Source organism: Parasphingorhabdus sp. (assembly GCF_039982415.1).
In the GTDB taxonomy this organism is placed as follows: Bacteria; Pseudomonadota; Alphaproteobacteria; order Sphingomonadales; family Sphingomonadaceae; genus Parasphingorhabdus.
On the sequence record NZ_JBDWYL010000011.1, the window covers coordinates 114,289 to 125,979 of the forward strand.

Below are 11,691 nucleotides of genomic sequence, written 5' to 3' on the forward strand. Positions count from 1 at the left end.
TTGCCCCCCTCTATCGCCGGCTACTCACTCGGCCGCTTCAGCATATTCCTCTGCTTCTTGCCAGACCAAAATAGGTTTCCGAGCAGCTTGTGTTTCATCGAGCCTTTTGAGCGGCGCAAAATGAGGTGCGGATTTCAGAAGCTGATCACCGGTTTTGGCGCGCTGCGCAACCGATCGAAACGCCCCGATAAACTGGTCTATTGCGGCCTTGCTCTCAGTTTCGGTTGGTTCCACGAGCATCGCGCCATGCACAACGAGCGGAAAATACATAGTCATCGGATGATAGCCTTCATCGATCATACCTTTGGCCAAGTCCAAGGTACTCAGACCATCCGCAAAGCCATTATCTGAAAACAATGCCTCGTGCATACATGGTCCGGATTTGGCAAATGGTGCCTCCAGCAAATCTTCCATGCTGCGCAAAATATAATTTGCATTGAGAACCGCATCTTCGGACACTTGTTTAAGGCCGTCGGCGCCATGGCTAAGCATATAGGTCAATGCCCGTGTAAACATTCCCATTTGACCGTGAAATGCCACCATCCGTCCGAAGCTGCTGCTATGTTCATCCTGTGCCGTTTCTTCTTCAATCAGGTGGAATCGGCCATCCGCTGTTTTCTCCACAAATGGCAAAGGTGCAAATGGTTCCAACGCTTCGGAAAATACAACCGGGCCCGAGCCAGGACCACCGCCGCCATGCGGGGTGGAGAAAGTTTTGTGCAGGTTGATATGCATCGCATCGATACCAAGATCTCCCGGCCGCACGCGTCCAACTATGGCGTTAAAATTGGCGCCATCACAATAAACGAGACCGCCAGCCTCATGCACCGCATCAGAAATTTCTTTCATATCCGGTTCAAACAATCCGCAAGTATTCGGGTTGGTAATCATAACTCCAGCAACATCCGGACCGAGACGCGCTTTCAAAGCAGTCAGATCAACCCGTCCATCCGCATTGGCCGGAATATCTTCCACCTTGTAACCCGCGAACGCAGCGGTCGCGGGATTGGTTCCATGTGCACTTTCAGGTACCAAAATTACTTCACGGGCGTCTCCGCGCGCCTCTAGCGCTGACCGTATCGCCAAAATACCGCAAAGCTCGCCATGCGCTCCGGCCTTGGGGCTCATCGCTACAGCCGGCATACCGGTGAGAATTTTCAGCCATTCTGCCAATTGGTAAATTGTCTCCAACGCCCCTTGCACGCTATCAACCGGCTGCAATGGATGGATATCGGAAAAGCCCTTTAGTCGCGCCATTTTTTCATTGAGGCGCGGATTATGCTTCATGGTGCAGCTGCCCAGGGGGAATAATCCAACATCAATCGCATAGTTTTGACGGCTGAGTCGCGTGTAGTGACGCACCGCTTCCGCTTCTGAAAGGCCTGGAATACCGATCGGTTCATCACGATCAAGACCGCCCAATCGTGATGCAACCGATGGTGCTTCAGGCAGATCCACTCCGCTACGATCAGGCGAACCAATTTCAAAAATAAGCGGCTCATCAACAATCAAGGCGCGATTGCCGGTATGAGTTTGCAGATCATTGGCGTCTGGAACGATCAAATCGCCTTCCTGTTTGGTCGGACGCCCTTCGGTCAACATGGTCATGCCAATTCTCCCTCAAGCGCCGCCGCCAGTTCTGCAACATCCTGATCACTGGTGGTTTCAGTCACAGCGACAATCAATCCATGCGCCAAACCATCTTCGCTCGGATAGAGCCGGCCCAACGACACGCCTGCGAGAATTTTCTGATCTGCAAGTTTGCGAACTATGGGCCGCGTGTCTTTATCAAGAACCAACGTGAACTCATTGAAAAAGTTATCATTCAAAAGTGATACGCCATCAATCTGCGCTAAACGATCCGCGGCAACGATCGCCTTTTTGTGATTGAGTATGGCTAGGTCTCGCAAGCCTTTTTCGCCGAGCAAGGTCATGTGTGCCGTAAAGGCGAGAGCACAAAGCCCGCTATTGGTGCAAATATTGGATGTCGCTTTTTCTCGGCGAATATGTTGTTCGCGCGTCGAAAGCGTCAAAACAAAGCCGCGCTTTCCTTCGGAATCGACCGTCTCGCCGCACAACCGGCCGGGCATCTGCCTTACATATTTTTGCTTGCAACCAAATAGTCCGACATAAGGTCCGCCAAATTGCAAGCCCACTCCGAGCGACTGGCCTTCACCGACAACAATGTCTGCGTCCATTTGCCCCGGCGAACGGATTGCGCCCAGAGCCACAGGTTCTGTCACAACAGCAATAAGTAAGGCTTTATGATCATGCGCTTTTTCTGCAAGAGCGGACATATCCGATATACGGCCCAATATATCAGGATATTGAATCACCACACAGCTCGTCTCATCGTCAATCTGGTCGAGCAGATCCGTACCATCTGTTTCAGCTTCCAATTGCGGCGCATGATAAACCAAATGATCCTTTGTGAAGCGTGCCATTGTCTGCGCCACAGACACATAATGCGGATGCAGTCCCGAAGAGAGAATGGCTTTACCGCGCTTGGTTATGCGGCGCGCCATGACAATGGCTTCCCAGCAAGCGGTAGAGCCATCATACATGGATGCGTTTGCAACATCGACGCCAAACAGCCGAGCAACCTGGGTTTGAAACTCAAACAGGGTTTGCAATGTGCCCTGCGCAATTTCGGGTTGGTAAGGCGTATAAGCCGTCAGAAACTCCCCGCGCTGGATGATATGATCAACGCTGGCTGGAACATGATGTCGATAAGCCCCTGCTCCCAGGAAAAACGGCATATCACCGGCAGCCGAGTTATTTTTTGCCAATGCTTTCATATGCGCTTCCACCGCCATTTCTCCGGCATGCATTGGCAAATCGCGAATGGGGCCATTGAGGCGTGCTTTCTCAGGAACATCGACAAACAGATCATCGATAGTGCTGGCACCAATAGTGGCGAGCATGTCCTGCCGGTCAGAAGGGGTAAGCGGAAGATAACGCATTTTTTATTCCTATTTCTTAAAGTCCGTCGACGAACGCTTTATAGGCTTTTTCATCCATCAGATCGTCCAATTCGGCCTTGTCTGACAAGGTGACACGAAAGAACCATCCATCTTCTTCAGCGGAGCTATTGACCAGTGCAGGTTCGTCTTCGAGAGCATCATTCACCTCCACAACCGTGCCCGAAACAGCCGCATATACGTCTGATGCTGCTTTCACTGACTCGACGACGGCCGCATCGTCGCCCTGAGACAATTCCGCCCCAGTTTCCGGGGTTTCCACAAACACGATATCGCCCAATTGCTCTTGCGCGTAGTCGGTTATGCCAACGGTCGCGGTTTCGCCTTCCACGTCCACCCATTCATGCTCATCGGTATAATATCGGCTCATAGTCTCGTCCTTTTCCCTCTTCAAATCTTCTATAATTTTGGTTTGCGGTGATAGTTATGCGGTACAAAGGGCATATCTACGACGGTGCATATTATTTGTTTCCCCCGTTGTTCGACGAGGATCTCAGTCCCTGTTTCGGCCTTGTTCATCGGCACATATGCCATCGCTATTGGCTTTTGCAGCGTTGGAGAAAAACCACCGCTGGTCACCGCGCCAATATTTTGCCCATCCGTGTCAACCACCTGCGCGCCCTCGCGAATGGGTTGCCGACCGTTGATCAAAAGACCAATTCGCTTTTTCTCAGCTTGTGCAGGATATTGAGCAAGCACGCGCGCAGCGCCGGCGAAACTTCCTTCCTCCCGCCGCGCTTTCGATAAAGCAAAATTCAAATTAGCTTCCACCGGAAGAATATCTGCATTCATATCATGCCCATAGAGCGGCAATCCTGCTTCTAGTCGCAAGCTGTCCCGGGCTCCCAAGCCAATCGGTTTAACCTCTTCCAGTGCACATAAAGCCGCGGCCAATTTCTCTGCATGCTCTGCAGAAACGCTGATCTCGAAACCGTCTTCGCCAGTATAACCGGAACGGCTAATCCCCAAGGGGACATCTCCCCACAGGAAAGGTCCGGCTTCCATGAAGTATAGATCTGTCGGTAAAGGCCACTCGGGTTGCATCGGACTAATGTTCAGCTTTGAAAGAGCTTCATTGGCTTTCGGTCCCTGTAAGGCCAACAGCGCCTGATCTTCCAAATGGCTTAAAGTAACACCGGACGGCAATTGCGCCTCAAAATAGGCGATATCATCATGCTTTGTCGCACCATTGACCACCAGATAGAGATTACGGCCAGTATTGGTCACCATCAGATCGTCCAATATTCCGCCATCTTGCGCGAGCAAAAGCGTGTAGCGGATTTTACCGACCGCCAATGCCGATATATTGCCCGGGACAATCGCCTCGAGCGCCTCTGCTGCGCCCTCACCAACAAGCTGAAGCTGCCCCATATGACTGACATCAAACAGTCCGGCATTTTCGCGAGTCCAAAGATGTTCCGCCATAACACCTTCATATTGGACCGGCATTTCATAGCCGGCAAAGGGCACCATCCGGCCACCTTGCGTCCTATGCCATCCATCCAGTGGAAGTTTTTTCAGATTTTCGGTTTTATCATCGCTCATCAAAAATTCCGTTAGTCGCCAGAGTACAGCTTGCAGAAAAAGCCTGCAAAACTGCCCCCTCTGTCACGGAACCTGAGAGTTTCATCCGCCTTCGCTATGGCTTAGACGGACAAGTCCGTTTGTGCATTGCGACGGGAATTTACCCCTTCGGTGGCCCTCCATAGCTTTCGCTGTGATGAGCGCTTTCCAGAGTGCTTATGAAACTTATGCGGTCCTTCGGCCTGAGAGTTTCCGGGGCGGTTGCTCCTTCGGCGGCCAGTTGATTGCGAGACTGGCACTCTCCCGCACAGCTTCGAGATCTGCACCTCTAAGGCTATGATCAAAAGCAGATGAAAGCGTGACCGACCCGGTTGCGGGAGTCAATGATTCGATGGTGCAGTGCGACAAATTTACGAGATAAAACGAACAAACTGCTCTTTAACGGCCCGACTTGGCCAGCGCCCAAATCGCATCATTTTCATGAATATACGCACCTGCAACCTCTGTCTTCAGCAAGGCGGCGACGGCCATTGCCACTTCTTCGCCCGCGATCGAACGATATTTACGCAAAGATCCGCGCAGCAACTTGTCCATTAGCGGGCTCGCAATAATGGCAAGACTTTCTCCCAATCGGACATCATTCGTCCGTTCGCCTTTCAGCAAACCGGGGCGGATAATATCTAATCTATCAAAATTTTCAGCGCGCAATAGCTGTTCGGCTTGTCCTTTTACCTTCAGATAAAAACCCGAAGCTTCCGCATTGGCCATTGTCGAGGAAATCGTCACAAATTGCTCGGCACCGGCGGCCTTGGCGGCTTTTCCAACCGCACCGACCAAATCCCGATCAATGGCTGCAAAAGCCTCTTTCGATCCGGCCTTTTTCATGGTGCTTCCGAGACACGAAACAACCCGCTGCGCTTGAATGTCAGCAATGGTATCAAGCCATTTTTCTGGTGCCACGATATGCACGTGGGCCGCACCAAATTCGCCCGCCAACGGCTTGCGCACCAAAAGATGCAATTTTTCATCGCATCCATCTTTGACCAATTGACGCACCAACAAGCTTCCAATCAAGCCCGTTGCACCGACGATTAAAATTGCATCTGCCATAGCTTCATCCAAAAATTGCGTGATGACATTTGCTAGCATAACGATCTGTCATTCCGGCCATAAAATCCGCAATATGCCGGATGCGTTCAGGTTCAGCAGACGGAAGAGAATGAGCCCAACCTTGCGGCATCAAACTGGGTTTCTCGCGATAGACCTTGACCAGATCAGCCACAACAATTCGTGCTTTGTCAGCGGCTTCCAATTGCTCTGGATGATTGTAAAGATTGGCATACATGAATTTCTTCAAAGCGCGTTCTTTCACCGCCATGGTTTCCGAAAAACCGCCGATCATCATTCCTGCAGCGCGGACATCATCGGCGGTGGTGACACCGCTTTCGGAAAGCCGTTTTTGCGTGGTTTCGATCACATCATTGACCATCAAACCAATTTGATCCCGAATGAGTTCAAACACCAGCCGGTCTGGTTCAATATCGGGGAAACGATCACAAATGTCCTCCCAGCGTTCGGCAATGAAGGGCAGCGTCACCAGTTGATCGATGCTCAAAAGTCCGGCCCTGATGCCATCATCAATATCATGATTGTCATACGCTATATCATCCGCAACGGCCGCTATTTGTGCCTCCAAAGAAGGCCAACTGTTCAGATCCAAATCCATGAGACTATTGGCTTCGTCCAAAGCCCAAGTGGGCTTGGATACTGGTCCATTATGCTTCGCGAGCCCCTCCAACATTTCCCATGTTAGATTGAGACCTTGCCATCGCGGATAAGGTCGTTCCAGTTGAGTCAGGGTTCGTATAGTTTGCGCGTTATGATCAAAACCACCATGATCCGCCAGCGCTTCTTCCAGCGCATCTTCTCCGGCATGACCAAAGGGAGGATGGCCAATATCATGGGCCAGACACAAAGCTTCTGTCAGATCTTCGTTTAATCCCAACGCTCTGGCAATGGTCCGTCCAATTTGCGCAACTTCAAGGCTATGCGTCAATCTCACGCGAAAATGATCGCCATCGGGAGACACAAAAACCTGCGTCTTGTGGCGCAAGCGACGGAAGGAAATCGAATGAATGATACGGTCGCGATCGCGCTGAAAATCATCACGCGGACCGCGAATACCGCTGTCTATTTCGGTCCGGCCTTCATCATGAAGGCGACCACGACTAGCCCGTGGATCGCTGGCATAGCGGGCCATGTTGATCATCGGATGACAATCACCATCAATTCAACTTATTCACTTCGGTGCCATTGGCACTCACCCAAGCGAAACCATCACCGCCGCCTTTACGAAATCCGGCTTCAAATTTCTTTGCTGTTGAAAAATCTGTAAACGGACCAACGACCAAACGGCGCGTTTTCCCCCATGGAGAGGTCCAGCCATTTGTGTCGGCGAATAAATCTACATTTTTCCGCGACATCCGGCCATAATCATATTTCAAGGCCTTCAAGTCCGATCCGGTCGCAATTTGCACCCAATAGCGTTTGGGATGCTTTGGTGGTTCGGGTTTAACTTCTTTCTTCTCGATCGTTTTGGCCACAATCGGCTTGGGTTTTGCCGGTGTTATCTTGGCCAAGTCGACGGGGACTACCGACAATTCGCGTTCTTTTTCGGGTACCGCGATAGATCCAATTATTGCAGATAGCGGGCGCTTGGCATCATTATTCGCAACATTGTTCGACGACGCTGCCGAAGCCGGCGCGGCACCATTGGCCTGTGCAAGATCGAAAGTCACCAATTGTACCGGCTTCTGCGCTGGTTTTTGGACTGGCCTTTGAACGGGTTTTTGCTCTGGTTTCTCGGTCGGCGGCGTCACCGGTTTCACATTCCCGATAGGCACTTTTCTGGTCACTTTTTCTGAGACCAACGGTTTCGCAGCCGTGGTTGGCTGCGCTGAGGCAAGTTTTACTGGCTGCTCTCCACCTTTTGCAGATCCCCCAACCGTGGTTTCAAATCCCGGTTTGGGCACATCAACAACTGTCGTTTTTAAACCGTCCGACGGTTTGACTGCCTCTTCGACCGCAGGTTTCGCTGCGGCTGGTTTTACCAAGGGTCGGGCCCGCGTTGGCACCGGCAATCGGCGCATCGAAAGCGGCATTTTACTGTTCGATTCAGCCCGAGAAGCAACGCGTACCACTTTCTTTTTCTTGCTTTTTTTGGCTCCAGGCCGCCGCCGAGGAGACGTATCCGGCATTGCCAATATTTTGGGCTTTTCGGCTTCTTGTCCCAATGGTTCGCCAATCGGAATAAGCCCAGCATCCGCGCCATCTCCGCCGCGTACCGCATTTTGCGAAGCAAAACGCACGGAAGCGACATCCACACCAATATTTTCGCTAGCCGGAAAATGGCCAAAATGAACGGCGGCTGCCTTTTGCGCCGCAGTCAATTTTGGCATTCGATCGAAAAACGGTTTAATGGCTTTGGCCATCTGCTTGCGCATCGTCTGTTGAGCAATTTTATTCGCTTCTTTTTCCTGGCCGTTCATCGCCAGAATAAAGGCCCGGTTGCGCCATGCATCGCGGTCGCTTTTTTGCAAGAGCGGTCCCAACTGGGATTCCGCTCCGGCAACATCACCGCTAATCCCTAGCGATATGGCATAGCGTTTCAACAACGTGTCACTCTGGCCATTGCTAAGCGCGAGCTTATAGTCTTTTTGTGCATCGGCATTACGGCCGATAAGATCGTAAGCTAGCCCTCGATCAATCGCGATATCCTTGGCCGGAATCCCGTTCGCAGTGGCCTCATCAAAATATCGGATCGCTCCAAACGGATTTTGTTCCTGTAACAATGCCCGTGCCAAGCCGACTTTAACCCTTCCGCTGCGTGGGTAAATTTCATTCGCCCGCGCAAGAAAACCTAAAGCAGCGCGTGTGTCACCCAGATCCAAAGCGGCAAGTCCCGCATCGGCGAGTGCGCTTGAATCATTTGAATTTCTGGCAATACGACGCAAGGCATCTTGCAGGCTACTATTGGCCGATTGCGTATTATTTTGAGCCATGGCCGGAGCGACAGGCGCAGACAGAGCGGTGAGCGGCAAACTCCCCAGGATCATATATTTTACGATGTGTTTCACAGGTCTAACAATGGTGAGTGCCAGTCCAAAATCAACCATCTCTCAAAATTTGCAAGATCAACTGCCCTTGCCGAAAGACAAGGGTCAGCAATCCGATCAAAAGTTAGAAAAAGAAACCGATCGATGGCATCACCCTCACTGGTTATTTTGACGATTTAAAAACCTTGGAATATCGAGAGGATCTCCTGAGCCATCTTCTTCCTCATCCCCTTCCTCTTCCGCTTTATTTCCGCCGCGAGTGAGATTGGACATACGTTCAAACAAGGTGCCGCCGCCGCTGGCAACGCGAGGTGCAGACTCACCAGATGCTGGTGCCTCTTCCTCAACCGGTTGCATCGTGTCACCGCCGAGCACCAATTCATCTTCTTCCAGTTCGTCATCCGCAACCATGCCAGGGGTCAGCGATGCAAAGGATGGCGCTGCGGCACTTTCGTCTGCCAAGTCGTCATCATCCGAATAAGTTGCCGCTGGTGCAGGAGCCACTTCCTCCTGCATTTCTGGTTCGGCCTCAGGCTCGGGTTCGGGCTCGGGCTCTGGTTCGGCTACTGGTTCAACAACCATTTCCGCTTCAGACGCTTCCAAGCTTTCCGCCATATCCAATACTGGTTCTTCTGGTTCCGCAACATCTTCAGGGATGCTGGCGGCAAAAGACGGCGCTGGAGGCGCAGGATTGCTCATCGCGAAAGAGGAACTGGGCGCAGGCGCTGCCACGGACCCATCGCTGTCGATGCCCGTTGCCACAACAGATACTCGGATACGGCCATCAAGGTTTTCGTTAAAAGCGCTACCCCAAATAATATTCGCATCAGGGTCAACCAATTCACGAATATGATTGGCCGCTTCATCTACCTCCATCAAGCGCATATCTTCGCCGCCGGTAATGGAAACAATAACCCCTTTTGCTCCTTGCATCGACACGCCGTCGAGCAGCGGATTGGCAATAGCTTTTTCAGCCGCTTCCAATGCACGGCCATCGCCTTCTGCTTCACCGGTACCCATCATCGCTTTGCCCATTTCGTGCATAACAGAACGCACATCGGCAAAATCAAGGTTGATCAGACCTGGCATAACCATCAAGTCGGTAATACCGCGCACACCCTGCTGAAGCACTTCATCCGCAAGCAAAAATGCCTCTTTGAATGTCGTGTTTGGATTGGCCACGAGGAACAGATTTTGGTTTGGAATGATAATCAGCGTATCGACATTTTTTTGCAATTCTTCGATACCGGCATTGGCCGATTTCATCCGCCGTGTGCCTTCAAAAGTAAACGGCTTGGTCACAACGCCAACTGTTAGAATGCCTTTATCTCTTGCCGCTTTAGCAATAACGGGAGCCGCACCGGTTCCGGTACCACCACCCATGCCGGCCGCGATGAAACACATATGAGCGCCTTCCAGCGCCTTTTCGACGAGATCCAATGTTTCTTCAGCCGCCGCGCGCCCAACTTCAGGACGAGACCCTGCTCCCAATCCCTGGGTAATGTCCGGGCCAAGTTGGATCCGTTGTTCTGCCGGAGAACTATTCAACGATTGCGCATCCGTATTGCTGACGATAAAATCGACGCCCTCAACTTTGGCTGCAATCATATTTGCAATAGCATTGCCGCCGGCACCACCAACGCCGATAACCGCGATGCGTGGTTTCAATTCTTCCACTTCAGGTGGGCCGATATTGATGCTCATTTTATTGTCTCCCCAGACATAAACTCTATGTGTAACATTTGGGTAACGCTTTGCACAAAATTGATGTTGGAATCACCCCAAAAGTTAATTTTTTTCGTAAATTCTTAAAAATTCCCTCGGATTGCCGACATTAGCCGTCCAATTACCGCAGGACCGGTATATTTCTGGACGTTTTGATGGCTGCCTGAAAGCGATCTGAGATCGACAGGTTCTTGCACCGCATAAAGCGCGAGGCCAGCCAAGCCTGCAAATGCCGGACCACTATGCGCATCCGGTAACGCGGTTAATCCAGTCGGACGCCCGATCCGTACTGTTTGCCCCAATGCCGATTGTGCGTAATCGGCAATGCCTTTTAGTTCAGCGCCGCCGCCGGTTAAAACGACTTGCCGGCCTACCGGGCCGGTAAAACCCAATTCTTTTAGGGTTTGCCCGATTTCACCGATGAGATGATCCAGACGCTGACGGATAACACCGATCAACTGGGCCTTGGTGATACGGCCTTCTTCCTCTTCATCTGGCCCGACTTCGTCGAGCTGCAAATCGATCACGTCATGATTGTCACGCGGGCTGGTTGTGGCGGAACCATGAAAACATTTTATCCGTTCAGCTTGCGCGCGGCGGAGACCGAAAGAAGAGGCGATATCATCGGTAATATCCGCAGCGCCATAAGGCAGCGTCGCCAGTCCAACCAACATTCCTCCGGCAAATAACGACACATTGGTCACTTCTGCGCCCAACTCGACCAAGGCGACACCCAATTCGCGTTCCTCTTTGGAAAGGCAAGCTGTGCCGGCGGCAATAGGCGAAGCAATGATTGATTTCACGTTGAGATGAGCACCACGAACACTCATATCAATATTTCGTACCGGCGATGCGTCGGCCAGAATAACGTGAATATCAACGCCGAGCCGGTCCGCGTGCAGACCCTTTGGTTTTTTCACACCAGCCAAGCCATCAATCGTATAAAGAGCAGGCTGCGCATGCAGAACCATTTTTCCTTGCGGATCAATGCTCTTGCGTCCCGCTTGCAACAGATGATCAATGTCATCTTGTTCGATCCGATGCCCGCCCAGTTCGGTCTCCACCGCGGTCAACATGCTGGTCAATCCGCCTGCTGAAAAGCTGACCCAGACGTCGTCAATATTTGTACCGGCAATCCGCTCGGCTTGTTCCACCGCGTCGCGCACATCCAGTTCGGTTCTTTCGGTATCGGCGATATAACCGCGCTTTACGCCCTTGCTGGCGCGCTGACCGGTGCCCAGCACGGTGATGTCCCCATTGTCCATTCGGCCAGCAATCATGGCTGTGATTTTAGATGACCCAATATCCAATGCGGTAAAAATCTTTTCTACCCGTGCTACCATTTG

Annotated in this window: 9 protein-coding genes and 1 riboswitch; all 9 genes read right to left on the minus strand. The window is 51.7% G+C overall.

Annotated features, from left to right (window positions below; genetic code table 11):
• Positions 1-24 precede the first annotated feature (24 nt).
• Entirely contained in the window at positions 25-1,608 is a 1,584-nt protein-coding gene (gene gcvPB, locus ABJU74_RS14835; protein ID WP_348385385.1) for an aminomethyl-transferring glycine dehydrogenase subunit GcvPB, read from the minus strand.
• Positions 1,605-2,963, minus strand: a complete 1,359-nt coding sequence (gene gcvPA / locus ABJU74_RS14840; RefSeq protein ID WP_348385384.1) for an aminomethyl-transferring glycine dehydrogenase subunit GcvPA — start codon at positions 2,961-2,963, stop codon at positions 1,605-1,607. Before gcvPA ends, gcvPB begins: the two co-directional genes overlap by 4 nt.
• Positions 2,964-2,979: 16 nt before the next feature.
• The gene (gene gcvH, locus ABJU74_RS14845) at positions 2,980-3,351 is read right to left on the minus strand and encodes a glycine cleavage system protein GcvH (protein ID WP_348385383.1); all 372 of its coding nucleotides are present in this window, start codon (positions 3,349-3,351) and stop codon (positions 2,980-2,982) included.
• A gap of 29 nt (positions 3,352-3,380) precedes the next feature.
• Complete coding sequence (gcvT, locus tag ABJU74_RS14850) at positions 3,381-4,526, minus strand: glycine cleavage system aminomethyltransferase GcvT (protein ID WP_348385382.1); 1,146 nt, start codon at positions 4,524-4,526, stop codon at positions 3,381-3,383.
• A gap of 199 nt (positions 4,527-4,725) precedes the next feature.
• Positions 4,726-4,821: riboswitch (glycine riboswitch) on the minus strand.
• Between the two features lie 122 nt (positions 4,822-4,943).
• Positions 4,944-5,615, minus strand: coding sequence for an NAD(P)H-binding protein (locus ABJU74_RS14855; RefSeq protein ID WP_348385381.1), 672 nt, complete (start codon positions 5,613-5,615; stop codon positions 4,944-4,946).
• Positions 5,616-5,619: 4 nt separating this feature from the next.
• A complete protein-coding gene (locus tag ABJU74_RS14860; RefSeq protein ID WP_348385380.1) occupies positions 5,620-6,774 on the minus strand; it encodes a deoxyguanosinetriphosphate triphosphohydrolase in 1,155 nt (384 codons plus the stop codon).
• 16 nt (positions 6,775-6,790) lie between these two features.
• On the minus strand, positions 6,791-8,641 hold the full coding sequence (locus ABJU74_RS14865; protein WP_348385379.1) for an SPOR domain-containing protein: 1,851 nt from the start codon (positions 8,639-8,641) through the stop codon (positions 6,791-6,793).
• 135 nt (positions 8,642-8,776) lie between these two features.
• Entirely contained in the window at positions 8,777-10,324 is a 1,548-nt protein-coding gene (gene ftsZ / locus ABJU74_RS14870) for a cell division protein FtsZ (RefSeq protein ID WP_348385378.1), read from the minus strand.
• Between the two features lie 104 nt (positions 10,325-10,428).
• Positions 10,429-11,688, minus strand: coding sequence for a cell division protein FtsA (gene ftsA, locus ABJU74_RS14875; protein WP_348385377.1), 1,260 nt, complete (start codon positions 11,686-11,688; stop codon positions 10,429-10,431).
• Positions 11,689-11,691: the final 3 nt, after the last annotated feature.

Excerpts from the sequence above, each read along its gene's own strand:
- gcvPB (WP_348385385.1), bottom strand. The coding sequence starts at position 1,608 with ATGACCATGTTGACCGAAGGGCGTCCGACCAAACAGGAAGGCGATTTG.
- ftsA (WP_348385377.1), bottom strand. The coding sequence starts at position 11,688 with ATGGTAGCACGGGTAGAAAAGATTTTTACCGCATTGGATATTGGGTCA.
- gcvT (WP_348385382.1), bottom strand. The coding sequence starts at position 4,526 with ATGAGCGATGATAAAACCGAAAATCTGAAAAAACTTCCACTGGATGGA.
- gcvH (WP_348385383.1), bottom strand. The coding sequence starts at position 3,351 with ATGAGCCGATATTATACCGATGAGCATGAATGGGTGGACGTGGAAGGC.
- ftsZ (WP_348385378.1), bottom strand. The coding sequence starts at position 10,324 with ATGAGCATCAATATCGGCCCACCTGAAGTGGAAGAATTGAAACCACGC.
- ABJU74_RS14855 (WP_348385381.1), bottom strand. The coding sequence starts at position 5,615 with ATGGCAGATGCAATTTTAATCGTCGGTGCAACGGGCTTGATTGGAAGC.
- ABJU74_RS14860 (WP_348385380.1), bottom strand. The coding sequence starts at position 6,774 with ATGATCAACATGGCCCGCTATGCCAGCGATCCACGGGCTAGTCGTGGT.
- gcvPA (WP_348385384.1), bottom strand. The coding sequence starts at position 2,963 with ATGCGTTATCTTCCGCTTACCCCTTCTGACCGGCAGGACATGCTCGCC.